The following is a 25,143-nucleotide window of genomic DNA, read 5'->3' as shown; positions in this document are numbered from 1 at the left end:
TAGACTAGCAGATTAAACCCATTATTGTTGCAGAGGTTTTGTATGGTAGACTTACTCGATGCTTGGAGACTTTTGCATCCCGCGATCGCCGTTACCTTCATCTTTCCTTTAATTGGGATCGTGGCTAACTTCGCATGGCAGACGCGCCAGCGCCGATTGCAAGCTAAAGGGGGTGATAAAAGTAAAATTCCCCCAACAGTTGGCGTGGAACATAATAAATTTGGCAAGTGGTTGGCTGGAGGTGTAGTAGGATTAGCACTTGTAGGGCTTGCCCGTCCTATTTTTTACCACGTTGCAACTAACCAAGTCTGGAGTAAAAACCCTTTTCAAGTTATCTTCATCGCCCTGATTTTTGGCGCAACCATTGCCTCTTTAGTGTTTCTTTACCGCGCTAAACAGAAACTTTGGCGAGGAGTGTTTGCCACTTTGACAGGAATGGGTTTAGTGATTCTGGGTTTCCAAGAAGGTGTCTTCCGTCGCGATAACGAATGGTTTGTATCTCATTTCTATATCGGATTGACGGCAGCAATGCTGATGATTTTTTCCTTAGCGATTATGCAAGATATCTATCAGGATCGCTCCCATCGCTGGCGGATCGTCCATGCTATTTTAAATTCAATCGCGCTATTACTCTTTATCGGACAGGGGATGACTGGAACGCGAGACTTGCTAGAAATTCCTTTACACTGGCAGGAACCATTCATCTACAAGTGTGATTTTAATCAAAAGACTTGTTCTACCCCAACTTCTATGACTGGCGAGTGGCGGATCGCAAAAGAGTAGAGCATAGATTGACATTTTACTCAGTTGGATCGCGATCGAGAGCGTGTTGCCTGAGTTCGCTCAGAGACACGTATTCTAGTGCCGATGCGTGAGTTGACTGTAAAATTATGGGCGGTGCAACACCAGCATCTAGAGCTTCTTTCCAACGAGAAGCGCACAAACACCAGCGATCGCCTGGTTTTAAGCCAGGGAAGTTAAACTCAGGTACGGGCGTGCTGAGATCGTTTCCCTGTGACTTGGTAAAATTCAAGAACTCTGCCGTTAGTTCTGCGCAAACGACATGCGCTCCGTAATCGCCTGCACCAGTATTACATTTACTATCACGGTAATACCCAGTCATAGGAGCGCTGCAACAAGTTTTCAGTTCGCTACCGAGAACATTTCTAGCCTGTGCCACGATCGTCATCTCTCCAAAAGTCTCTCTTTATTTGCTTTATAAAGATCTCCTATTTTAAGACAAATGCTCGATCGCTAGCTCTTTTCAGAATCTACACGCACGCAACAACTTCTTGATAACTACCCGATTTAACGACTTGACCTTTTTCAATCGAGTAGACGCGATCGCAATGTTCGAGAGTAGAAAGACGGTGAGCTATGATAATCATAGTTTTAGTCCCGCTGAGAGAGCGAATAGCTTCGCTGACAAGACTTTCAGTTTCGTTATCCAATGCAGCAGTAGCTTCATCTAGCACCAAAATTTCCCGTTCGTGATAGAGGACGCGAGCAATTCCGATTCGCTGGCGTTGTCCTCCCGAGAGGCGTACTCCCCGTTCGCCAACAACTGTATTGATTCCATCGGGAAGTTGCTCGATCAATTCCTCTAACTGAGCTGACTGAATGGCTTTCTCTAATCTTGGCTTGTCAATCAGATCGTCTGGAACACCAAAAGTAATATTTTTCTCAATTGTGTCGTCTATCAGAAAAATAGACTGCGGAATGTAGCCAATTAAATTTTGCCAGGAGCGCAGATCGTTGTAAATTGTTTTACCATCAACTCTAATATTTCCTGTTTCCGGTGCTAAAAGTCCCAAGATGACATCAATTAATGTTGTCTTACCTGCTCCAGATTTACCAATTATCCCAATAGACTGACCTTTCTTGATGTGTAAAGAAATTTCTTTGAGATTGGTTTCTGTGGCGCTAGGATAGCGATAAGTAATTTTGTCTAAAATAATTTCTTGCTCGAATGGCAGACAGCATTTGCTATAGCTTTTTGAATCAAATAACTTGCGTAAGCTTCGCTCGTCTAGTATTTTTTGACCCCGCTCGACTTCTAGATTTTCTATTTCTTTTAAATCGTAATAAACTTTATCAACTGAATAAGTACTATTTCTCATGATGCCAAAAGCATAGATTGTATTACTTACTGATGGCAGCAGGCGAATTGAAGCCATTGCAAACACACCCAGAACAGAAGTTAAGTTTTCTGCATTCTGATTAGATAGTAGAAATATAATTGTAAATCCAACTAAAAAGTTACTAGAATAGCTTCCAGTAAGATGCGCGGTAAAATTGAAAATGCTTGAAAGGAGCTAAGTGCAAAAGCAAATTTATCAATCTGGGCTTTCATTTGATTCTCAAAATAAGATTCACAGCCAATAATGCGTGTCTCTTTCAGTCCTCCTAATCCATGATTGATAATCCGAATCATTTCTGTATTAGATTCAGAGGCTTCTTGCCCCCATTGCGAAATTTTGGATCTGAAAAAGTAGATCAAACCAAAGGCTGGTAAAAGAATTGCTGCTACGCTTAATGTTGCTATTAAGTTTGTTCTCGATAGCAAAAAAATCAAAGCCAATATCACAGTGATATTGGCTAAAGATGTAAGAAAAGGTAGCATAAAATGAGTGCAGAATTTATCAGTCTCGTTGACAATATTCTGAATTAATAATGCTGAGTTTCGATTTAAATGAAAAGTGTAGGGTGCTGCTAAAATAAGAGCGAAGTAACTTTGCTGAGAGTTCGCCTTGTTGCTGTTTGAAGGAAAATTGAAATACATACTTTTGACCGTAAAAACTTAGGAAGGATTTGAAGTATAAAATTCCGATAGTTGCCGCACTCAGTAAATATAAAAATTGTTGATTATTTTGGAATCCCGACTTAGTATAAATCCAATGGAGCCAGGAACTTTGATAGATAACCTGGGGATTACTTGCCAAGGCAATAAATGGTCCAACTAGCCCAATTCCTATTGCTTCCATTAGAGAAGTCAAGAGAAAGAAGAATATCAGGAAAAATAGTTGTCTTCTCTTGCCCGCAAGGATATAAAAAAACTTAGATAAGTAGCCGATCATGTAGATATAAGTTAGCTATACTCAGCCACAATCGTAGTTTAAGCAAGTTAAAAAGGCTACTCAACAATTTGTAATTTTACTCAATCTTTAAATTTTGTTTGGTTTATGTAAAAATAGCGCTTTTACGTAAAAACACTTAAATAGATAAATAAGTAAATATACTAATATACCGAGACTTTAGGCGATCACCACCTACACTCCACAGCAGTTTGTGGGATAAGACAGGAAAGACACGATCGTTTGATAATTGACCAATCGCTGTTTCTGCCGCGCTTGTAGCTACAGTTGTGGCAAATTTGTCAAGCGAGTATCGGAAGAAAAAGCAGACCGCAGAGAGAGGAAATAAAACAGAGAATCCGATAAGTTTAGAGCTTTGTGCTTAAATTTTTCTTAAATTCACTATGGCTTTCGATTATGACTTGTTTATCATTGGTGCTGGTCCTGGGGGAGTAGCCGCTGCAAGACAAGCTAAAACTTACGGTGTCCGCGTTGGAATTGCCGAACAAGAGGCAGTTGGTGGTACTTGTGTCAATCGCGGTTGTATTCCTAAAAAGTTTATCGTCTACGCTGCTGATTTTGCCTTACACGATCGCGCAGCTGCAAGTTACGGCTGGAGCAAATGCGATCGCCAGTTTGATTGGTCGTATTTTATCGCCTCCGTCCATCAACAAATCGAACAGCGTCGCCAGTCTTTTTTAAACAAGTTTCAACAGGCGGGAATTGATGTCATTCGGGGTCAAGCAACTTTTATCGATCCACACACCGTAGAAATCGACGGACGCAAAATCACGGCTGATAAGATTATCGTTGCTGTCGGTGGCAAATCCATCAAACCATCAAAAATTCCCGGGATCGAATATGCAATTACATCCCGTCAAATGTTTGAACTTCCTCAACTACCGCGACGGTTAGCAATTGTTGGTGGCGGCTATATTGGTGTGGAGTTCTCTAGCATGATGAATGCCTTCGGTGTCGAAGTGGCATTAATGGATCGCGATGAAACAATTTTATCGGGATTTGATGACGATATTCGTACTGCCGTACAGCAGGGATTGAGTCAAAGAGGAATTCAATTTCTCGGCAACACAACGGCAAAAGAAATCAAACAAGATGCTACAGGATTGCAAGTTGTTTTAGAAGGTAACAATCCTCAATTCGTCACAGCCGATACCGTTCTCTTTGCCACAGGCAGAAGCCCCAATACTGAAAACCTGGGTCTAGAAAACGCTGGGGTAGAATTGGATGAAAAAGGCGCGATCGCAGTTGATGCCTATAGTCGCACGAACCGAGCGCATATCTTTGCTGTGGGTGATTGTACCAATCGCAAGCAATTGACCCCCGTTGCCCGAACAGAAGGTCGGGCAGTAGCGCGCACGATTTTTGACAAACAATCGCCACAAATGGATTACACTCTCGTTCCTACCGCTGTCGTTGCCCGTCCTGAAGCTGCTGCTGTAGGATTGACAGAAGCGCAAGCACGCGAACAATTTGGCGATGTCGTGCAATGCTACTGTACCCAATTTGAACCTCTGTTTTACAGCATGACAGATCGCTCCGAGCAGGCAATGATGAAATTAGTGGTAGATCGGCGCAGCGATCGCGTGTTAGGCGCGCATATGGTAGGCGAAAATGCTGCTGAGATTATTCAAAGTCTGGCAGTTGCGATCCAAAAAGGCATCGCGAAACAAGATATTGACGCAAACCTTGGCATTCATCCAACTACCGCAGAGGAATTCTTCTTGTTAGATTAAATCTTAACCCGTACAGTACGCCTGCTAGATACCCTCCCATTCCAACAATTTATCTCACCACAACTTAAATATTGCGACCATATCAGTTGATAGGTGATAGATAATTTTTCTACCAACTACCAACGACTAACTACCAACTACCATAGGAACATATTGACTCATGACATTCGACTACGATTTATTCGTCATTGGCGCTGGATCTGGAGGACTAGCAGCTTCTAAACGGGCAGCTAGCTACGGTGCAAAGGTAGCGATCGCAGAAGAAAGTCTCGTTGGTGGTACTTGTGTCGTCCGAGGCTGTATTCCGAAAAAACTCATGGTCTACGGTTCTCGCTTTCCGGCTTTGTTTCACGATGCTGCGGGTTATGGCTGGCAGGTTGGCGAGACAAGTTTAGATTGGCAACACTTCATCACTGTTATTGATAACGAAGTGAACCGTCTTTCTCAGTTGCATATCAACTTTTTAGCAAAAGCTGGAGTCGAGTTAATTCCCAGTCGCGCCGCTTTGGTAGATCCCCACACTATCGAAGTAGACGGGCGCAAAGTCACGGCTGAAAAAATCTTAATTGCCGTTGGCGGTCGTCCGATTAAACCAGACATTCCAGGTATGGAACATGTCATTACCTCGAATGAAATGTTTCACCTGCCCGAAAAACCCAAACACATAGCGATTATTGGAGCTGGTTACATTGGGGTGGAATTTGCTTGTATTATGCGCGGTCTGGGTTGCGAAGTTACCCAAATTATTCGCAAAGATTTGATTTTACGAGGATTCGATCGCGACATCCGTAATGAAATTCAGCAGGGCATGATTCATCACGGAATTCATGTAATCGCTGATAATGTTGTTACGGCGATCGATCGCGTTCCCGAAGGATTAAAGCTAACGCTCTCTGACCAAGATCGAGAACCAGTTGTTGCCGATGTGGTTTTAGCTGCAACTGGTCGTACTCCTTATGTCGAAGGACTTGGCTTAGAAAATGCAGGCATAGATTTAGTTCCCAGTTCCCTAGAAGGACCAGGCTACAGTACCACTAAGGCGATCGCGGTGAACGAATTTAGTCAAACTTCACAGCCGCACATCTTTGCTGTCGGTGATTGTACCGACCGGATTAACCTCACTCCTGTCGCCATTGGTGAAGGTCGTGCTTTCGCGGATACAGAATTTGGTAATCTGCGCCGTGCTTTTAACCATGAAATCGTCGCTTCAGCCGTATTTTCTACTCCCGAAGCTGCTACTGTCGGCATGACAGAGGATGACGCGATCGCCCAACTGAGTGAAGATGGGGTGAAGATCTATCGCGCCCGTTTTCGTCCCCTATTTCACAGCTTGACTGGTGCTGCTGATAAGACGCTGATGAAATTAGTTGTCGATGCTCAGACCGAACGAGTGTTAGGAGCGCATATGGTAGGAGAATACTCGGCGGAAATTATTCAAGGAGTAGCGATCGCCGTGACTATGGGCGCAACCAAAAAAGATTTCGATGCTACTGTTGGCATCCATCCCTCTACCGCTGAAGAATTCGTCACTATGCGTTAATGGTAAAACTAATTCCTGTTTCCGGCGAATTCATTTCTACTTTTATTCATAGCTAGTCAGATCGCGGCTAGCTTGTTTTTTTGCCATATTATTGTGGACAATCTGCGTAAGCCTGCCAAGCGCGATCGCAAATATCAATAATTTCACGGATATTTTCGACAACTACAGTTGTTATAAATGGCTTGTAATATTTTTAGATAAAAGCTTTAGCTCTTTTTATCTAGCAGCATTCATAGCAGTGAAGATGTAAGTAACATCACAAGACTTGGCAAGGGTGGGAATCAAATCGAGAACAGCCAATTATGGAAATTACCGGACAATTATTAGAATTTTCCTTACTGAATATTTTTCATTTCATCGAGCAATTTCACCAAACAGGCTTACTTTCGCTTGAGCTTGAACCAAGTGACGACTCTCAACTAGGAAAAAGCTGCTATCTCTGGTTTCAAGCAGGTGGTATTGTTGCAATAGTCGAGCAACTCGATAACCAGCACTTGCTCTCAATGATCGATAAGCGGGGCTGGATCGCACCAGAATTACTCAATATCTTGTCTGAGCCAAATGGCATAGAACATCCTCTGGGAGTTGAGTTGAAAACAAACGGACAGTTGAATGCCGAACAATTACAGGTTTTGTTTCACGCTCAAGTCATTCAGCCTGTCTGCGCTTTATTTAAATTATCGCGGGGTCATTTTAGCTTTAATTCGCAAGCGACTTTACCGAAAATCGAAATGACGGGTTTGAGCTTGCCAGTAGCGGAGGCAACTTTATTAGGTTTGCGGGTCTTGCGAGACTGGAAGCCATTTACGGCAAAACTGCCAACCCCATCTGACGTTTTGAATAAGAATGTTGTTGCTAAGCCGCGATTCCAGCTCGATGCCCAAGAAAGGCAAGTATGGGAACTCGTTAATGGTAAAACTTCAATTGAAGCGATCGCCAAGCAGTTGCAACAACCATTAGAATCCATCCAACAAATCGCTTTTCGGATGAAGGTCGTTGGGTTATTAGGCTCTGTCTCTACCTCTCTCATGTCTGGGGAGACACCTGAAGAAATAGTGACTGAAATTGGCGTGGGAGCAAATGGTGCAGCTGGGGCTAATCCTTCGCTGGTCAAGAATTTAGTCAACTTACTCAATACTAAAATTGTCTAATGCTCGGTCAACGTGAATTTGTCAACGTGAATTTGTTAACGTTAAAGCGTTAAATTTATGGGTAAGACGATTAATGGTGTGTAGTTGCCTGTAACTAAATACAGCACAGTAACTGTCAATCGTCTTTACGGAGTGTAGCGCAGCGTTTACCGTCAACCGTTTTGAGAACAGATTCACATCTGAGTAGCAAGTTCCTCTATTTACATGGTTTTGCCTCTAGCCCTCAGTCAGCTAAGGCAGCCTATCTATGCGATCGCTTTGCCCAAATCGGTCTATCTTTATGCGTTCCCGATCTCAATCAGGGCGATTTTTCACATTTAACAATCACGCGGCAGTTACATCAAGTTGTTACCCTGTTACCACCACTTCCTGCATCTGTCACAGTTCTTGGTTCTAGTTTAGGTGGGCTAACCGCAGCTTGGTTGGGGCAGAATTACCAGCAAATTCAACGGTTAGTATTACTCGCACCTGCATTTGAATTTCTCACCCACTGGCTGCCGCGATTAGGCACGGCACAGCTTCAGCAATGGCAGACAGATAGGTATCTACAAACTTATCATTACGGCGAAAACTGCCTACTACCTCTAAATTATAATTTCGTTCTCGATGCCACCCAGTATCGAGAAACAGAAATATCCCGCCCTCTCCCTACTCTCATTCTTCACGGGATTCATGATGAAGTGATTCCAGTTCAATCCAGCCGCAATTTTGCGCGTCACCGCCCTTGGGTACACTTAATCGAGCTAGATAGCGACCACGCTTTAGCTAATCTCCTGCCTGAGATTTGGGATATAATTAAAGCTTTCTGTCAGTTATCAGGCAAGTAATGCTGCCATTCATCCGCTCAGATCTGGCTCGGTTCACAGCTTACAAACCCCATCCCAACAGCTCATCTGGAAAAGCTGTTGAGTCGTCAATTTCGCTCGATCGCTTAGATACGAATGAAAGTCCGTTCGATCTACCCCAAGAGTTGAAAGAAAAGCTTGCCTGGATGTATCAACACGCACTGGAGAGCAACCGCTATCCTGATGGGGAACACGCTCAGCTCAAAAGTACGATCGCCCAATATGTCAGTGAGTCAGCGGTACTAGCTGATGCTGGTTTTACCAGTGCCAGCATTTCTGTCGGTAATGGTTCGGACGAACTGATTCGTTCTTTGTTAATTGCGACTTGCTTGCAGGGAGAGGGAGCGATTTTAGTTGCCAATCCTACTTTTTCGATGTATGGAATTTTAGCTCAAACTTTGGGTATTCCCGCGATCGCGGTGGGGCGAAACCCCGACAACTTCGAGATCGATCTAGCTGCGGCAAAATTGGCGATTGCGAACGAGCAAAATCCTCCCATCCGCGTTGTGTTTGTCGTCCATCCCAATTCACCTACAGCTAATGCTTTAACTACAGCGGAATTGGAGTGGTTGCGTAGCTTGCCACAGGAGATTTTAGTCGTCATTGATGAAGCTTATTTCGAGTTTAGTCAAACAACTGTTGCCAGCGAATTATTGCACCGATCGAATTGGATTGTATTGCGGACATTTTCCAAAGCTTTTCGCTTGGCAGCACATCGGGTAGGCTATGCGATCGGGCATCCAGAATTAATTATGACTTTGGAAAAAATTCGTCTCCCTTATAATTTACCTACATATTCTCAAGCAGCAGCCGCAATTGCTCTTCAGTATCGTCATACCTTATTAAGCGCAATTCCCCAAATTTTATCTGAAAGAAGCAAGCTAATGCAGGCTTTAACCGCTTGCCCTCAATTCAAAGTCTATCCAAGTATGGCTAATTTTATTTTTATTCAGTTACAGCAGGATGCGATCGCCCTAGAAAGCGATTCCCTTAGCAAGTTGCATCAACAGTTACAAGCCAGCGGTACGTTAGTCAGACAGATTAGCAACGGCTTGCGAATAACTATCGGCATACCAGAGGAAAATGCTCGTACTTTAGAGAGAATCTTGTCAGTTTTCCCTAACTCCTAAACTCTGTACCTTAAAGTCGGCGGCGCTCAATGCTACTCGGTCGGCGTACCATAGCAACAGTTTGGGGCAGAATGCCAACTAGCAGGGCAAAAGCCTCGTCTGAAACGCGATTTACAGTTTCCGTGTCAAAATACTGTTCAAATTGTTCGAGAATTTTTTGCACTCGTTGCTGGGGAACTGTCTTCTCGGTAATTTGCTTCATTAACCGAATCCACTGCCGTCGGATTAAGTAAGCTTTCTGACAGTCTTCATGAGATTCAGGCGTAACTAAAGAAAGATTCCCGACTGGTATTGCTGCTTGACAATCGCGATCGTAAAACCCCCCCACTGCGGCTCCAGGTCCGGCAAATTCTGCATGAAAGCGCTTGATCACGATCAAGCCATTTCTGCGGCGACTGTTAACCATCAGTACTTGCCCGTTGTGCAGCAGCTGTAGAATTTCCGAAGCATTCTGACTTTCGTTAATATGTGTCATGCTGCTAGAACCACAGGAATCGGTAATGCCGATACTGCTACAAGGGGTTTGGGCTAGTAGTAGAGCAGGTTGGTAATACGATCGGATTTTACTATCCATTTTTCCTACTCAAGATAAGTTTTCTGTGGGTTTGTAAGTATAAAGAGTAGCTAGGAGTCAAATCCAACTGCTTTGCCTTCCCTTCGATCCAAAACATGACGACTGAGCCAACAAAAACGCAACTTTATGTCTTTGGTTACCCATTTTGCTTCATATTCTATTTGATCTAGCAAAGGCTGATATAAAGTAACTATGAGGTAAGTTTAAAGCCTTAATAAAGATTAAATTCATAAATCTTATAGGCTGAGAAGAGGCTAATATCTATATTAAGCAATAATTAATACCAGATTGCTTGAATATTTTAACTTTTACTTAATTATTTGGCAGCGGTTACAATTTGTATCCTTTTTGCTAGTAGCGGAATAGATAGAGCGACCTGAAAGGAATGGACAGCTTTGCACCGCTCAATGTCAGAGATTGTCATTCCAGTGTCAAGTTTTCAATCTAGCTGTCAGTACCAAAGTTGCATTCAAGTACTATTGCTGGATTTGAGGCGCTTGTGTAATAGTAGCTCCCGAGGTTGTTGAAACAGCCAATGGCTCCAACTTGTATCAATTCGTTCTAACTGATATCCCAATTTTAGATAGAGTTGTCGTGCTTGATGATTGTTTTCTAAGACATGGAGAAATAGATCGTCAAAACCCCAAGATTTAGCAACTTGTTCGCAGCTAAGCAGTAATTTCCCGGCTATTCCTTGGCGGCGACGAGTTGTATGAACGGCTAGATTTGAAAGATAAGGATATTGATAGCTTTGGCGGTAGGAAGTAAAGCTGTAAGCGGTTCCCAGCGGGATTGTACGTAATGCCAGTTCTACTGTTCCAGCTATACCTAATGTACTGTCATGGGAATACATACCTGTATTTTCGTTTTGTGCAGTTTTTTCCACTGCGACTAGACAGACGTGATGGGGGGCAGTAGCATGAATGCGATGGCGAATGTCTTCATAAATACCCACTCTCAATAACGGGTAAGTCCAACCAAAAAATCCTTCGCGAGAGTGAAAACTGTCTGCCAAAATTTCTGCGACGCTCGACACATCTTCCAGTCCGGCAGGACGAACTTGCCAGTGGAGGTTGCGATCGCCTGGTTGCGATGTCGGCACTTGAAAATTAGATGGAGTCAAAGAGGAAGATTTTGAAACATATAAGCTGCCCACTGCCAAATATCCTAAACGATCGCTACAGCTAAGACCAGAATAGCTTATGGAAGACTTATCAGAAGTCAGAGGTCAGAACAAAAAGTCACGAGCGCTAGCCACTTCACCACTCCCTACTTCCCGATTGCTGAGTAACTGCGTGCAAACTCAATAAAATCTATGTTATTCTAATTGAGTTGTCCAGTAGCGGCATCTCGTATCGTCAACAGCGTGCGGGCATAGTTTAGTGGTAAAACCATAGCCTTCCAAGCTATTGATGCGAGTTCGATTCTCGCTGCCCGCTTTTTGAGCAAAACCCTTGAAAATCAACGGTTTCAAGGGTTTTTCAAGTTTTATGTCATTTGATTGACTAGTACAAAAGTTCTAAAATCGTGCCAAAAATTGGGGTAGTTTAGGTGCTTTTGGAGTGAAAATTGGGGTAAAGTTGGGGTAAATTATTGGCATTTACCCCAAGAGATATATGTACTCAGAAGGCATAAAACAGAAGGCTTCCAAAGGAGCCGTTCGAGTCAAAAACTCTAAGAGGTCATTTATAAAGAAAAGTTGAAAGCAGCGAGAATGGAGGCAAGAGGCTTTTACTATGACAAGACAGTAGCCCAAAGCATTGCCTCATGAGTAGAAAAGCTTACAAAAGTGATTTAACCGATCGAGAATGGCAAATCATTGAACCATTAATTCCACCTGTAAGACCAGGAGGACATCCACGTACTGTGGATATGCGTGAGGTAGTAAATGCCATCTTTTATTTGCTGAAAACTGGCTGTGCTTGGGAGATGCTACCACATGACTTCCCACCCTATTCAACGGTTTATTATTACTTTCGGCGTTGGCAAAAACGAGGAATTTGGCAGCAGATAAATCTTGCCTTACGTGAACAAGTACGGATGAAGCTGGGCAAATCTCATCAAGCTACTGCTGCAATTGTGGATAGCCAGTCCGTAAAAACGACGGAAAAAAGGGGAAGTATCCGGCTTTGATGGCGGCAAGCTAGTTAAAGGTCGCAAACGCCATGTCGTAGTAGATCCTCAAGGACTACTAATGGGTGTAGTAATCACCGAAGCTAATGCTTCAGAACGATTAGGAGCAATAGTGGCATTGCTAGAAGAGTGCTATAACTCTAAGTCTTTAGAGCTAATTTGGGCAGATAGTGGCTACAGTGGAGAGAATTTTGCACAAGCTGTAATGGTAGTCTGCGGTGCAGAAGTAGAAATAGTTAAGCGGATTACAGATGGGTTTGAAGTTTTGCCCAGAAGATGGGTAGTTGAACGAACTTTTGGCTGGCTAGGACGCTATCGACGACTAAGTAAGGATTATGAACTCCTACCGGAAATAAGTGAATCTATGGTCTACGTTGCTATGGTACGGCTGATGCTGAGACGACTAGCTGCTTGATTTTTACTTTATAAATCAGCTCTAATGGTCGGCTACAGCTAGTTTTCTCTTATGCTGGGAAGCGTCATTATCTTTCACTTGGCTTCGACGATACGCCAGCAACACGCTCGCTAGCACAGATGAGAGCAAACCAGATCGAGCTTGATATCATTTCCGGTAACTTTGACGAAACGCTGGCAAAGTACAAACCACAGACAACACTTTCGACCGTTAGCACTGTTACCCCAATCTCTACCCCAGTAAATCCGTCATTGGCTGAGTTGTGGGAAAAGTTCGTGGAGTATAAAAGACCCCAATGCTCGGAAAATACAACGATCTATGTTTACGGACACTTTACTACGTATCTGTACAAGTTACCTACTCGCGATCTCAGCAAAGCCAGTGAGATTAGAGACTATGCGCTCAAAACATTTCCGATTGAGTCATGTAAGCGGTTTCTCGTTAGACTCAATGCCTGCTGTAAATGGGCGATGCAGTCGGGTTTGATTTCTGAAAATCCATTTATTGGGATGGCAAGTGAAATTAAACCACCAAAATCTCAGAAGAGTACGGAAGACGAAGACATTTACCCGTTCACAGTGATGGAACGAGATACCATCATTGATGCGATCGCCAACAACACTTTCTGTAAAAAGCATTCAGCTTTCAAGCACAGTCACTACAAAACATATATTGAGTTTTTGTTTCTGACTGGTTGCCGTCCCAGTGAAGCGATCGCACTTCAATGGAAACACGTTAGCAATGATTTTAGGTTCATTAGTTTTGAGCAGGCAATTAGATCGATCAGCAGCGGATTAATACTGAAGCTGCCGCTATCCTCGTACATTTGGGAAGCTGCTAGGGGTTGAATGGCGAAGATAAACCTTGCCCATTTGCCGTTGGGATCTGAGCAATCCCGCATGAATGATTGCAAAACTTTTGGCTGTATACCCCCAGTACTGACAGCAACAAACTCGGCAAATCGACTCTCAAGCGATCAATCCTCAATACAGTGCTGCCCTGCCCGTCATAGTACTTCAACAAATCTTCTTCATCCGATCCGCGCCCGCCTCGGTACAGATTTTGGGACTTGAAAATAGCCGCTAATTCATCTTGAACGTACAAGATGCCCTGTTGCGGGTGTGCTTGCACCTGTGCGACAAGTCCTTCACCGTTGGTAGAACTGAAATAGTAGATTTTCTGGCGTGGCTCCTTCGGTCTACCATCAGGGAAAGCATCTCTACGCTCGTCTCCCTTCAAGCTGTCGTAGCGTTCTAGATTAGACATCTTGCAAATTAAATCAAGCTGCTTGAGAGCATTCATAATTGTATAAAGCAGCAATGAGATGACAGCGTAACCCGAAGCGCCGACGACGGTTGCGATGGCGCTGTGCTAAAATGCGGAAAATTTTCGCTTCAACGATTGACATGCTCAATTACCACTCGACGACGGGCTAAGGCTCGATTGTCTAACTTTTGCGCCTGTGTGAGTTGTCCACCTCTAGGTTTCTTGTGAGGTAGACGACTGGAGCGCATGTCACTTTTGGATCCCCTGATATCCCTTATCCTGCAAGCTTTCGATTTGTGGGTGAAAGTGAACCCCTGAAACTTGAAATAGCTTGAAGTCATGCCGTCGTCCAATGCCTTAGTAGGTGCAAATAATCCGTCCAGAGCAAAGCTCAATCACTAGTTGGCATTTGAGCGTATGTTGCTTCTTCTTGCCAGAGTAACACCAACGTTGGTGACGCTTCGGTCGTTCAATCGGCGTTTCGGTCACATCCATCACCACGACAGTTGGCTGACCAAATCCACGTACCAGTTGTTTCTTCCCAGGTAGGCGAAATTGCCCTGAGTCCATCAACCGCTCTTCCACCCAATGAACAATGCGGCAGACGGTTGATTCACTCACACCCCAACTGCTACCAATGTGGAAGTAGGTGCGATACTCCCGCCAATCTTCTAGGGCAATGAGCACTCGCGCTTCAATGCCCAATTTCGGCTTGACACCAGGTTTTGGCGTGGCTCTCCAGGCAGGTTTAAGCGCTTCGAGCATGTGCTTGAAGGTCTCTGGTCGCACGCCGCAGCGGCGTTTGAATTGTAATTGTGATAGTGTTTGAGCTATTTTAGAATTCCTGCCTGACGCTGATTGATTGTGATGTCGTGATTTTTCTACTTTTGTGGAGCTGCAGGCAAGCGCTACAGTCCATTGCTAGCTCCATCTGGATTACATATCCTAATTTGCAAGAAGTCTAATTTCCTGCGAGATGAAAGGACAATCTTTGAGATCGTTCCGTAGATCGTGGCGATCTTCCCACTGGCTTTCCCAAGTCCAATCATCAGCCTCCAGCACTGGATACGAATACAAATCCAATCCTATGAAACTAAGCCATTGCCTCAGCATACTGCTGCAATAATTGTTTGCTTGCTTGTTCTACTGGTTTTCCTGGAATGTCACGCATCAGGTAGACAATATCATAATCCGAGCCAACATCCTTCAACGGTGACAAATACCAACTGCGATCGCTCGCCGGAATGATTTCAGGCAGTAACATCCCTTGCTTTCGGGCGTAGTCCAACCAGGGAAACAGTTGCTCTGGATTTTCGTGCATCTCGTGCGAAGCAAATTTAAGATGGTAAATCTCACCATCAGCCTTGAGTTTTGCCACCAGCCCATAAGCAATATGCAATGATTCGACTGAAATTACTTGAAACTGATACTCTTGCTGAAGATGGTGAATTACAAATTCTGTTGCTGCTGCGATCGAACTGAAACCATAGATGTCTTTTAGTTCGGCAAGAACATCTTTCCCATAAGGTGATAAAACTTGCATGAATTTTCACTACACTTGTAATCTCTTATGGTGTAACATGCTGTATTGCATTTGTATTTTTTGCTTGACTGCTCAGAAAGTTAATGGAGCGAATCAGCGGCGATAGATAGCCTCGAACTCAGCACCAGAGACTTTTAACCGTCCGCTACATTTGAATTGTTAGCCTGCGCTTGCATACATCGAGATAGAGCTACAACTGATCGATTGTGACTAAACTGCCTTCAGTGAACTGAATTACAAGTTCTTGTTCATTCAGCAAAGCCGTTCCAATCAGGGGTCGTCGTCCTGTTGCAAATACACGAACAGATTTTTCCTTACCATTCCAGAGTATAGTGGCTTCGTGAACTGTCACCAAGACTTCGCTATTATCTGCCAAATTCACGGAAAGATCGTATAGGAAGGGCAACCTTAATAAAGTGACTGCTTCCGGTGGCAAACACAGATAGTCGGTGAAGCCTGTATCCACGGCAAACTCAATTGGGAAAGTCGCTCCATTTGGAAGAAGAAATTCAATGTAACGATCGCGTGCCTATCAACCACGATACCAGAAATCACTTGCTGACACGCTCCATGACACCACCAGCGAATGCAGCAGCGACATTGTAACCAATACAAATGCCAAACAGTCGAGCGTATGGATGCTTTGTACTCAGATTGTGCGCTGCTTGTATCCCAGTTTTATCAACTTCATAGTCACCTGTTTCAATGTCAATAATGACCATCTTCCCGATGTTTTCTTCCGTTTCCACTTTTTGACGAATACCACTTTCGTACAATTGCTTTGCACGTTGGGCGACCTCTTCACGGCTTAACAGGATTGCTTGCATACGCTGATTCCTGATTGCTACGCTATCCCTTTGAACTCCTCCATAATATCTCATGAGCTAATAGGGCAGGCATTGCTCATCCTACTTGCTGGCTATGGAAAACTCTGAATCTAACTTTTCAGGAGACTCAACATAAGTTGTCGATAAAACTAACGCTATATCTCCATCGGGGTGGTCGAGGAACGCGCAGTCCACTCGACCCTTGAGAATTTATGGAATATTAGACCGGATGAAAATAGAAAGCTAATCCCAACACCGTATAAGTTGCTAATAGCAAAGTTCCTTCTAACCAGTTAGAACGCCCATCTAAACTAATCAGATTTGCTACTAACACAGCGATCGCTACAGCCACGGCTTCAAATGGATTGAAATCTAAATCCATCGGTTGTCCGATCGCAGTTCCAACAATTACCAATACAGGAGCCATAAACAATGCTACCAAAAGGCTCGAACCCATCGCGATCGAGACAGACAAATCCATATTATTTTTGACCGCAACTCGCACCGCTGTCACGTATTCTGCCGCACCACCAACCAGAGGTAACAGCACTACACCTGTAAACAAGGGAGTCAATCCCAATCCAGCGGTAGCTTCCTCCACCTGACCGACAAATAACTCTGACTCGTAAGCAACAGCAAGTGTAGCGGCGGCTAGAACGCCAACCCACAGCCAGAGATTGGGTTTATGGGTAGACGATTCAGACTCAGGTTGAGCTTCATTTTCCAAATCTACCAATCCCACATCATATAGATAGCTGTGGGTTTTCAACGAAAATAGCAGCGTCATGCCGTAGACCACAATTAACACGACTGCGGCTGCAATGGAGAGATTTTTAATTGCCACTGGTTCTATACCGCTGGAAGTCTCGATCACCAGTGTTGGTAAAATAATTGCGATCGCGGCTAATGTCATGGAAGAACCGTTCACCCGCGCTACCACAGGTTGAAAGTCCTGTTCTTTGTAACGCAAACCTCCCAACAACATCGCCAAACCCATAGCCAGGAGTAGATTGCTGATAATACTGCCCGTGATACTGGCTTTGACAATATCAACCAATCCTTCTTTAAGGGCAACTAGGGCGATAATTAACTCTGTGGCATTGCCAAATACGGCATTTAACAACGCACCAATTGAGGAACCCGTAACAATCGCCACTTCCTCCGTCGCCGTACTCAGCCAAATTGCTAAAGGGACGATTGCGATCCCCGACGTGATAAATATTGTCAGCGATCCCCACTCTAAATAACGCGCTGCGATCGAAATCGGAATAAACACCAACAATCCAAGCGAAATAATATTCTTGATCGACATGAGGAATTATCCAATACCGTCAATTACGGGGTGGAAATAAAACGCCAACCCCAACACTGCATATGCAGCTAACAGCAATGTACCCTCTAACCAGTTCGAGCGACCATCAGAACTAATAGAATTTGCAATTAATACCGACACTGCTACTGCTACTAGTTCAAACGGATTGAAGTTGAGATCCATTAGCTGTCCCAACACCCAGCCAGTTATCACCAGTACGGGAGCGACAAATAAAGCAATCTGCAAGCTCGCTCCCAAGGCTACGGATACCGAATCCATTTTATTTTTCATCGCCACAGTGACGGCTGTAGTGTGTTCTGCGGCGTTACCGATAATCGGGACTAAAAAGATTAATTATTGGTACAACTGATTTTAGGCGGAGGTAATGGGTAATGGGTAATTCGCAATTCGCGCCTTTTCACAATCGACGTGTACGGGCGCGTGCAGATTTCTGGTCATAGACGTGAATCTTTGCTAAACCCGCCCGTACAATACCCGATCGCTGATAACTGATAACTGACAACTGATTTGTAACCAATCGTGTAGATTCGTGTACCGATCCCCAAACCTAGTTGCAAAAATATTAAGCCAACCTTAAATAAACCTAAACTTGCAGTTTAATAAGATCGAGTGCGATCTCTTGCTTAGGAGCAAGGTCAAGCTAGGGTGCGACTGACTTCAACAGATGCCATGAGTTACCGATTTACCCCCAGCTATCTCGATCTCTGCTTCATTTGAGTTTTAATCTAGAGTCTTAAGCGCGTTATTTTACATAGCTACTCCTTTGAGCAATATAGGGTAGCAGATTGTAAAAATTAATTTTTGTAATTTGGATATAACTTTCATGACCTCTGCTGCCGATCTTCCAGCTGCTGAATCAAATTTTCCGCTCGATCGCGATGCCAAGCATCAAGTAAGTCTCAATCCCCTGCAAACGGCTACAGGTGTATACGTGACCGTTCACGGTCATTTCTATCAGCCACCTCGCGAGAATCCTTACTTAGATGCGATCGAGCGTCAGCCTAGTGCTGCACCCGCTCACGACTGGAACGAACGCATCCACCATGAATGCTATCGTCCAAATGCTTTTGCCAGGGTATTGAACGATCGCGGTGAAGTTTTGGGGGTCGTCAACAACTACGAGTATTTCAGCTTCAATTTCGGTTCTACGCTGCTGTCTTGGTTAGAGCGTTACGATTTGGAGGTGTATCAGCGGATAATCGAAGCAGACCGCAACAGTTGCGCTCGTCTTAACGGTCACGGGAATGCGATCGCTCAAGTCTACAATCACATCATCCTACCTCTAGCCAACGAACGGGACAAATGTACTCAAATTCGCTGGGGTATAGAAGATTTCCGCTCTCGTTTTGGACGCGCTCCCGAAGGGATGTGGTTGGCGGAAACTGCGGTAGACTATCCCACCTTAGAGGCTTTGGTAGCAGAGGGAATTCGCTTCATTATCCTTGCCCCCTCCCAAGCCCAACGCTGTCGGACGCTCCCCACAGACGAACAGCCAGTAACTCAGTGGCATGAAGTCGGGGGCAGCCAGATCGATCCCACTCGTCCTTATCGTTGCTTTCTCGAAGGGGTGAGGAGTGAGGAGCGAGGAGTGAGGGGACAAGGAAGCAGAGGGGCAGAGGAGCAGAGGAGCAGAGGAGAAAAACAGCCCGACTCCCAACTCCCGACTCCCGACTCCCGCCCATATATCGATATTTTCTTCTACGATGGCCCAATTTCGCGGGACATGGGTTTCAGCGATGCACTCAGCAATTCCCATCACTTTATCGGACGGTTGGGATTGGCAATTCGCGGGGATCGCCGTTCTGCACAGTTAATTTCTGTTGCTACAGATGGTGAAACTTTCGGACATCACAAAGGCGGTACGGAAAAAACCCTCGCCTACGCCTTTACAGAAGAATTTCCCCGCCGAGGTTGGACGGTGACGAACTACGCCCATTATCTCAGCCTCGATCCGCCAACTTGGGAAGTAGAACTCAAACCCGTCACTGCTTGGAGTTGTTCGCATGGTGTAGACCGCTGGCAAGATGATTGCGGTTGCGGTGGTGGGGGTACTTGGAATCAAAAATGGCGGCGACCCCTACGCAACGCCCTCGACTGGTTGCGCGATCGCTTAATTGATGTTTACGAAACTGCTGCTAAAAATCTATTCTGCGACCCCTGGTTAGCACGGGATGAGTATATCCAAGTGATTCGAGATCGCTCGGTGGCTAACGTTCAACGCTTCCTCTCGCACCATCAATCGCATCTGCTGACGGACTCAGAACGAGTCGATGCCCTGCGGTTATTGGAAATGCAGCGTCATGCCTTGTTAATGTATACGAGTTGCGGTTGGTTCTTTGAAGAAATCTCCCGTCCCGAAGGCACGCAAATTTTGCGCTATGCTGCTAGGGCTTTGGAACTAGCCGAAGATGTGGCAGGCGTGCAACTTGAAAAAGAATTTATCAACCATCTCAGCCTTGCCCCTAGTAATGTCGAGTTTTTCGGTCATGGAGCGGAAGTCTACCGTCAACTGGTGCTAACTGCCCAGGTTAACTTTCAGCAAATTGCCGCTCAATATGCCATTACCTCCTTGTTTAGGAAACAGGAAATCGGCTCTAACGGTCAACGGTCAACGGTCAACAGCCAACTGGATCGCTTTTCGACGACCCACTGCCCGCTGCCTACTCCTCATATCTATTGCTATACGGTCAATCAGCTAGACTACCAATGGCAGCGCGTCGGTACGCTGACTCTAGCTGTAGGGCAATTAGAACTCATATCGGAAATCACCTGGGAGAAGGAAGAGTTAGTATTTGCCGTGTTGCATCTGAGTGGCTGGGATTTTCATTGCTGCATTCAGCCATTTACAGGGCGGCGATCGTACAACCAGATGAAGGAGCAAGTGTTTGAGTCTTTGCAACAAGCTAGCGCCGCCCATGCGATTCAGAAGATGATTCAAATATTTGGCGATCGCGCGTTCAATTTGCAAGATTTAATTGCCGAGGAACGTCACCGAATCGTCCAGATGTTGAGTCAGGAAAGCTTGACGCGCTTAGATCTGCTCTACACCCAAGTTTACCGGGATAACTATGGGGTACTCATGGCTTACCACCGCGATTACTTACCCGTACCCCAAGAGTTGCAAGTTGCCGCTGAGATAGCTTTAGGTAGTCGCTGTTTAGATTTGGTGCGATCGCTCTGTGAAGAAATTGGGGATCGCGACGCTTGGGAACACTTGGCAGAATTGGAAGCAGTCGCGACAGAAGCTAACTTGTTACGCTGTCAGTTGAAGTTACCAGAAGTCAAACAAAGTCTAGAACAGATGATGCTGCGATCGCTCTGGCAACTATTACACGGTAATGTCGCTGTAGAAGAAGAAACTCAAAAAATCGAGCGTTCGATCGATATCGGTTATCAGCTCAATCTCGGTTTATCTTTGGCGCGCGTCCAAGAAGTTTACTGCCGCTGTCTGCACAGTCAAATTATCCCGCAGTGCCTCCAATTTCTTGACGGTGACGCAGAAAGTCGAAATGGCGATCGTCCGATGTGGGATTTGACCCAATTACGCTATCTATTGAGGTTGGGACAAAAATTATCTGTAGATGTTGGCGGGTGGTTGGATCGAATTGGATAACAATTTGCTCAGGCAAGAAATTTCTCTTTAAGATCGAAGTAGAAATTTCTTGACATTTGGGCATGAAGCGCATAGTACTGATCGCTGGGTTTGAATCTTTTAACGCTGACTTGTACCGTCAAGCAGCAGATTTGGCATGTTCCCGCTGCCCAGAATTAGAAATTTGCGTATTTAGCGATCGCGACATTTCTACCAAACCTACTGAAGTAGAGGCTGCACTCGATAACGCCGATGTTTTCTTCGGTAGCTTGCTATTTGACTACGACCAAGTTTTGTGGTTGCGCGATTGCCTCACCGCAATCCCAATTCGCTTGGTATTCGAGTCCGCCTTGGAACTGATGAGTTTAACCAAACTCGGTGCGTTTGCGATCGGCGACAAACCCAAGGGAATGCCCAAACCAGTTAAATTTATTCTGGATAAATTTAGTCAAGGACGAGAAGAAGACCGACTCGCAGGATATATCAGCTTTTTGAAGGTGGGACCAAAACTATTAAAATACGTCCCAGTTCAAAAAGTGCAAGATTTACGTAACTGGTTAATTATCTACGGTTATTGGAATGCCGGAGGTGCGGATAATGTTGCAGCACTATTTTGGACGCTAGCCGAAAAATATTTAGGGTTAAAAATAGGTGATATTCCTCCTCCAATCGAAACACCTAATATGGGGTTGTTACACCCCGATTATTCAGGCTTTTTCACCTCACCTCGCGAATATATAAATTGGTATCAAAAATGTAGAGACGTTACATGTAACGTCTCTACACAACCCATCGTCGGAATTCTACTGTACCGCAAACACGTCATTACCAAACAACCTTATATTCCCCAATTAATTCGCTATTTTGAACGGGCAGGATTAATCCCTTTACCGATTTTTATTAACGGTGTAGAAGGACACGTTGCTGTTAGAGATTGGATGACAACAACTTATGAAACTGCACAAAGACAGTTAGGAAATATTGAAACTCCATCTTTATCAAACGAAGCTGTCACAGTCGATGCGATTGTTTCTACAATTGGTTTTCCTTTAGTAGGTGGTCCGGCGGGTTCGATGGAAGCTGGACGACAGGTAGAAGTTGCTACGCGCATTCTCAGCGCTAAGAACGTACCCTATATAGTTGCCGCACCACTATTAATTCAAGATATCCATTCTTGGACGCGCCAAGGAATCGGGGGCTTGCAAAGTGTCGTATTGTATGCACTACCAGAACTCGATGGTGCAATCGATACCGTGCCTTTGGGTGGATTGGTGGGAGAAAAGATCTATCTGATCCCCGAACGAGTACAACGTTTAGTAGCAAGATTGCAAAAATGGATTGCTTTGCGTCAGAAACCTGCGGCTGAAAGAAAAATAGCCATTGTTCTCTATGGTTTTCCCCCTGGTTACGGGGCGACAGGAACGGCAGCTTTATTAAACGTACCGCGATCGCTACTGAAATTCCTGCAAGCTTTAAAAGAGCGAGGCTACACCGTCGGAGACTTACCGGAAGATGGGGAAGAATTGATCCGGTGGGTAAAAGAAGCAGATGAAGAGATAATGTCACGCAAAGGCGCTAAGCCGCCAAGAGACGAAGAAGGTACGCTTTGCGCCTTTGCGTCTTTGCGTGAGATAAAATCTCAAGTTATGGTTCCGACGCATACTCTAGAAAAATGGCTCGGCTACCTGCAAACATCCCGAATTGAGAAACATTGGAAATCTCTATCCGGTAGCGGTATTAAGACTTACGGTGATGAGTTACTTGTGGGTGGAGTAAAGTTAGGTCATGTTTGGATTGGCGTACAACCGCCTTTAGGTATTCCTGGCGATCCAATGCGGTTGATGTTCGATCGCGATTTGACTCCCCATCCCCAATATGCTGCTTACTACAAATGGTTGCAGCAAGAATTTCAAGCGGATGCAGTTATTCATTTTGGAATGCATGGGACGGTGGAATGGTTGCCTGGTTCTCCTTTAGGAAATACAGGCTATTCTTGGTCGGATATTTTGTTAGGAAATCTACCCAATTTGTATATCTATGCAGCAAATAATCCCTCCGAGTCAATTTTGGCAAAGCGGCGGGGTTACGGTACGATTATTTCGCATAACGTTCCTCCTTACGGTCGGGCAGGCTTATACAAAGAGTTAGTAGCGTTGCGCGATTTAATTGCTGAATATCGCGAAGACCCAGAAAAAAACTACGCTCTAAAAGAAGCAATTTGTAAGAAAATTGTAGATACGGGAATTAATACAGATTGTCCATTAGAAGAAGCAAAGCATTTAGGAATCTCTTTTACACCTGAGAATGCACGGTTATTTAGTAAAGTCGTCTTCGATCGCTATCTATTACAGGTATACGAGTATTTGCAAGTATTAGAAAACCGCCTATTTTCTAGCGGATTGCACGTTTTAGGAGAGCCACCGAATGCAGAACAATTAGCAAGTTATCTGCAAGCATATTTTGGCGAAGAATTATCAGCAGATGTGGTAGATGCGATCGCCAATGGGAAAATTGTAGGGGCGGGTTTAGCCAAAGATCCACAGCCAAGACAAGAAATCTCCGGTCAAAACCCGCCCGTACCGGAGTTGAAAATTAAGAATTTCAATTTTCCACGATTAGAAGAAGCATTAAAAATCTGCGATCTATTAATGCAAACGGATGAGGAACTAATTAACCTATTACGCGGACTCAATGGCGAGTATATTCCTCCTGCACCTGGAGGCGATTTGTTACGGGATGGTATGGGTGTGTTACCTACAGGACGCAACATTCATGCTTTAGATCCCTACAGAATGCCTTCACCTGCGGCATATGAAAGAGGAAGGGCGATCGCGCAAAATATTATTAGCCAACATCTGCAAGAACATGGAGAATATCCCGAAACCGTGGCTGTGATGCTATGGGGACTCGATGCAATTAAGACACGGGGCGAGTCTTTAGGAATTTTACTGGAATTAGTCGGGGCAGAACCCATTAAGGAAGGTACGGGACGGATCGTCCGTTACGGGTTAAAGCCGCTTGCGGAAGTGGGACATCCTCGAATTGACGTGTTGGGAAATCTTTCCGGCATATTTCGCGATAGCTTTGTCAACATTATCGAATTACTCGACGATCTATTCCAACGGGCGGCTATGGCTGAGGAATCGGAAACAGAAAATTTCATCCGCAAGCACTATTTAGCCTTGCAAGCACAGGGTGTAGAAAATCCATCGGCGCGGCTATTTTCCAATCCAGCAGGCGATTTTGGTTCGATGGTAAACGAACGAGTCACGGATGGAAATTGGGAATCGGGGGATGAGTTGGGCAATACTTGGCGCGATCGCAATGTATTTAGTTATGGTAGACAAGATAAGGGACGGGCTAGACCGGAAGTCTTGACGCAATTGTTGCAAAAATGCGATCGCATCGTTCAAGAAATCGATTCTGTCGAATACGGTCTGACGGATATTCAAGAATACTATGCCAATACGGGTGGTTTGAAAAAGGCAGCGGAAAAGCAGCGTGGAAAAAAGGTGACTGCGAGTTTTGTCGAAAGTTTTTCTCAAGATACCACTCCGCGTAACTTGGACGATCTACTGAGAATGGAATACCGTACCAAATTACTCAACCCCAAATGGGCGGATGCGATGGCAAATCAAGGTTCGGGGGGTGCATTTGAAATTTCTCAGCGGATGACAGCTTTAATTGGTTGGGGTGGTACTGCCGATTTTACCGATGATTGGGTCTACGACCAAGCTGCCGATACTTACGTCCTCGATGCAGAGATGGCAGAGAAGTTGCGCAAGGCAAATCCAGAGGCTTTTCGTAATATTGTTGGTAGAGCGATCGAGGCACACGGACGCGGTTTTTGGAATGCCGAGCCTGAAAAGTTAGAAAAGTTGCGCCAGATGTATGAAATGACAGAAGATGAATTGGAAGGAGTGAAAATGTAGTATCAGTTATCAGGATTTGTAGGGGCGGTTTTTG

19 protein-coding genes, 1 tRNA gene and 3 pseudogenes are annotated in these 25,143 nt (G+C 44.7%); 11 read left to right on the top strand and 12 right to left on the bottom strand.

Features of this window, described 5'->3' with window-relative positions:
• The first annotated feature begins 42 nt into the window (after nt 1-42).
• The gene (locus N4J56_RS15735; RefSeq protein ID WP_317107286.1) at nt 43-783 is read left to right on the top strand and encodes a DUF4079 domain-containing protein; all 741 of its coding nucleotides are present in this window, start codon (nt 43-45) and stop codon (nt 781-783) included.
• Nucleotides 784-799: 16 nt separating this feature from the next.
• On the opposite strand, the gene N4J56_RS15730 is transcribed toward N4J56_RS15735, so the two are convergent.
• Together N4J56_RS15730 and N4J56_RS41015 are read right to left on the bottom strand one after the other, a co-directional pair.
• Nucleotides 800-1,180 carry a DUF2237 family protein gene (locus tag N4J56_RS15730; protein ID WP_410500334.1) on the bottom strand — a complete coding sequence of 127 codons (381 nt, stop codon included), beginning with the start codon at nt 1,178-1,180 and terminating at the stop codon, nt 800-802.
• 91 nt (nt 1,181-1,271) lie between these two features.
• A pseudogene (locus N4J56_RS41015) lies at nt 1,272-3,077 on the bottom strand (ABC transporter ATP-binding protein).
• Nucleotides 3,078-3,478: 401 nt separating this feature from the next.
• On the opposite strand from N4J56_RS41015, the gene gorA reads away from it, so the two are divergent.
• From gorA to N4J56_RS15690, 5 genes are all read left to right on the top strand, one after another.
• Complete coding sequence (gorA, locus tag N4J56_RS15710; protein ID WP_317107283.1) at nt 3,479-4,828, top strand: glutathione-disulfide reductase; 1,350 nt, start codon at nt 3,479-3,481, stop codon at nt 4,826-4,828.
• A 160-nt stretch (nt 4,829-4,988) separates the two neighbouring features.
• Nucleotides 4,989-6,368: a glutathione-disulfide reductase gene (gene gor, locus N4J56_RS15705; protein WP_317107282.1), complete on the top strand. Its 1,380-nt coding sequence runs from the start codon at nt 4,989-4,991 to the stop codon at nt 6,366-6,368.
• 302 nt (nt 6,369-6,670) lie between these two features.
• Nucleotides 6,671-7,519 (top strand): DUF4388 domain-containing protein, encoded by an 849-nt coding sequence (locus N4J56_RS15700; RefSeq protein WP_317107281.1) that lies wholly within the window; start codon nt 6,671-6,673, stop codon nt 7,517-7,519.
• A 179-nt stretch (nt 7,520-7,698) separates the two neighbouring features.
• Nucleotides 7,699-8,346: a YqiA/YcfP family alpha/beta fold hydrolase gene (locus N4J56_RS15695; protein WP_410500509.1), complete on the top strand. Its 648-nt coding sequence runs from the start codon at nt 7,699-7,701 to the stop codon at nt 8,344-8,346.
• Nucleotides 8,346-9,494: a histidinol-phosphate transaminase gene (locus tag N4J56_RS15690; RefSeq protein ID WP_317107279.1), complete on the top strand. Its 1,149-nt coding sequence runs from the start codon at nt 8,346-8,348 to the stop codon at nt 9,492-9,494. The genes N4J56_RS15695 and N4J56_RS15690 overlap by 1 nt, the downstream gene beginning before the upstream one ends.
• A 10-nt stretch (nt 9,495-9,504) precedes the next feature.
• Here N4J56_RS15690 and N4J56_RS15685 read toward each other — a convergent pair whose 3' ends face one another.
• Both N4J56_RS15685 and N4J56_RS15680 read right to left on the bottom strand, forming a co-directional pair.
• A complete protein-coding gene (locus tag N4J56_RS15685; protein WP_317107278.1) occupies nt 9,505-10,068 on the bottom strand; it encodes a hypothetical protein in 564 nt (187 codons plus the stop codon).
• 469 nt (nt 10,069-10,537) lie between these two features.
• Nucleotides 10,538-11,170, bottom strand: coding sequence for a GNAT family N-acetyltransferase (locus N4J56_RS15680; protein WP_317107277.1), 633 nt, complete (start codon nt 11,168-11,170; stop codon nt 10,538-10,540).
• A gap of 266 nt (nt 11,171-11,436) precedes the next feature.
• On the opposite strand from N4J56_RS15680, the gene N4J56_RS15675 reads away from it, so the two are divergent.
• From N4J56_RS15675 to N4J56_RS15665, 3 genes are all read left to right on the top strand, one after another.
• A tRNA-Gly gene (locus N4J56_RS15675) sits at nt 11,437-11,507 on the top strand.
• A gap of 328 nt (nt 11,508-11,835) precedes the next feature.
• Nucleotides 11,836-12,616 (top strand): IS5 family transposase gene (locus N4J56_RS15670; RefSeq protein WP_317107276.1). Its coding sequence is split into 2 segments (ribosomal slippage): nt 11,836-12,173 and nt 12,172-12,616, totalling 783 coding nucleotides; the frame shifts between segments, so codons are not numbered across the junction.
• Between the two features lie 14 nt (nt 12,617-12,630).
• Nucleotides 12,631-13,464, top strand: coding sequence for an Arm DNA-binding domain-containing protein (locus N4J56_RS15665; RefSeq protein ID WP_317110646.1), 834 nt, complete (start codon nt 12,631-12,633; stop codon nt 13,462-13,464).
• Here the strand turns inward: N4J56_RS15665 and N4J56_RS15660 are convergent.
• The 8 genes and pseudogenes from N4J56_RS15660 to N4J56_RS15625 form a co-directional block, all read right to left on the bottom strand.
• Nucleotides 13,454-13,882 carry a DUF3987 domain-containing protein gene (locus N4J56_RS15660; protein ID WP_317107275.1) on the bottom strand — a complete coding sequence of 143 codons (429 nt, stop codon included), beginning with the start codon at nt 13,880-13,882 and terminating at the stop codon, nt 13,454-13,456. The two genes, N4J56_RS15665 and N4J56_RS15660, sit on opposite strands and share 11 nt — an antisense overlap.
• A 13-nt stretch (nt 13,883-13,895) precedes the next feature.
• A pseudogene (locus N4J56_RS15655) lies at nt 13,896-14,716 on the bottom strand (IS5 family transposase).
• Between the two features lie 111 nt (nt 14,717-14,827).
• Entirely contained in the window at nt 14,828-14,959 is a 132-nt protein-coding gene (locus tag N4J56_RS15650) for a hypothetical protein (RefSeq protein ID WP_317107274.1), read from the bottom strand.
• 16 nt (nt 14,960-14,975) lie between these two features.
• Nucleotides 14,976-15,425, bottom strand: coding sequence for a hypothetical protein (locus N4J56_RS15645; protein ID WP_317107273.1), 450 nt, complete (start codon nt 15,423-15,425; stop codon nt 14,976-14,978).
• Nucleotides 15,426-15,615: 190 nt separating this feature from the next.
• Complete coding sequence (locus tag N4J56_RS15640) at nt 15,616-15,891, bottom strand: clan AA aspartic protease (protein ID WP_410500332.1); 276 nt, start codon at nt 15,889-15,891, stop codon at nt 15,616-15,618.
• Nucleotides 15,892-15,976: 85 nt separating this feature from the next.
• The gene (locus N4J56_RS15635) at nt 15,977-16,252 is read right to left on the bottom strand and encodes a hypothetical protein (protein ID WP_317107272.1); all 276 of its coding nucleotides are present in this window, start codon (nt 16,250-16,252) and stop codon (nt 15,977-15,979) included.
• Between the two features lie 220 nt (nt 16,253-16,472).
• Entirely contained in the window at nt 16,473-17,564 is a 1,092-nt protein-coding gene (cax, locus tag N4J56_RS15630; protein WP_039716554.1) for a calcium/proton exchanger, read from the bottom strand.
• A gap of 6 nt (nt 17,565-17,570) precedes the next feature.
• Nucleotides 17,571-17,915: pseudogene (locus N4J56_RS15625) on the bottom strand (cation transporter); the annotation flags it as partial.
• Nucleotides 17,916-18,408: 493 nt separating this feature from the next.
• Between N4J56_RS15625 and N4J56_RS15620 the strand changes: the two are divergent.
• Both N4J56_RS15620 and bchH read left to right on the top strand, forming a co-directional pair.
• Nucleotides 18,409-21,198: a DUF3536 domain-containing protein gene (locus N4J56_RS15620; RefSeq protein WP_317107271.1), complete on the top strand. Its 2,790-nt coding sequence runs from the start codon at nt 18,409-18,411 to the stop codon at nt 21,196-21,198.
• Between the two features lie 62 nt (nt 21,199-21,260).
• Nucleotides 21,261-25,109 (top strand): magnesium chelatase subunit H, encoded by a 3,849-nt coding sequence (bchH, locus tag N4J56_RS15615; RefSeq protein WP_317107270.1) that lies wholly within the window; start codon nt 21,261-21,263, stop codon nt 25,107-25,109.
• The last annotated feature ends 34 nt before the right edge of the window (nt 25,110-25,143 follow it).

The organism is Chroococcidiopsis sp. SAG 2025 (assembly GCF_032860985.1).
In the GTDB taxonomy this organism is placed as follows: domain Bacteria; phylum Cyanobacteriota; class Cyanobacteriia; order Cyanobacteriales; family Chroococcidiopsidaceae; genus Chroococcidiopsis.
Note: the sequence above shows the minus strand (reverse complement) of the source record. Positions and strands in the feature narration are given on the sequence as shown.

Coding starts and splice junctions, on each gene's coding strand:
- N4J56_RS15735 (WP_317107286.1), top strand. CDS start 43: ATGGTAGACTTACTCGATGCTTGGAGACTTTTGCATCCCGCGATCGCC.
- gorA (WP_317107283.1), top strand. CDS start 3,479: ATGGCTTTCGATTATGACTTGTTTATCATTGGTGCTGGTCCTGGGGGA.
- gor (WP_317107282.1), top strand. CDS start 4,989: ATGACATTCGACTACGATTTATTCGTCATTGGCGCTGGATCTGGAGGA.
- N4J56_RS15700 (WP_317107281.1), top strand. CDS start 6,671: ATGGAAATTACCGGACAATTATTAGAATTTTCCTTACTGAATATTTTT.
- N4J56_RS15690 (WP_317107279.1), top strand. CDS start 8,346: ATGCTGCCATTCATCCGCTCAGATCTGGCTCGGTTCACAGCTTACAAA.
- N4J56_RS15685 (WP_317107278.1), bottom strand. CDS start 10,068: ATGGATAGTAAAATCCGATCGTATTACCAACCTGCTCTACTACTAGCC.
- N4J56_RS15660 (WP_317107275.1), bottom strand. CDS start 13,882: ATGTCTAATCTAGAACGCTACGACAGCTTGAAGGGAGACGAGCGTAGA.
- N4J56_RS15645 (WP_317107273.1), bottom strand. CDS start 15,425: ATGCAAGTTTTATCACCTTATGGGAAAGATGTTCTTGCCGAACTAAAA.
- N4J56_RS15635 (WP_317107272.1), bottom strand. CDS start 16,252: ATGCAAGCAATCCTGTTAAGCCGTGAAGAGGTCGCCCAACGTGCAAAG.
- cax (WP_039716554.1), bottom strand. CDS start 17,564: ATGTCGATCAAGAATATTATTTCGCTTGGATTGTTGGTGTTTATTCCG.
- N4J56_RS15620 (WP_317107271.1), top strand. CDS start 18,409: ATGACCTCTGCTGCCGATCTTCCAGCTGCTGAATCAAATTTTCCGCTC.
- bchH (WP_317107270.1), top strand. CDS start 21,261: ATGAAGCGCATAGTACTGATCGCTGGGTTTGAATCTTTTAACGCTGAC.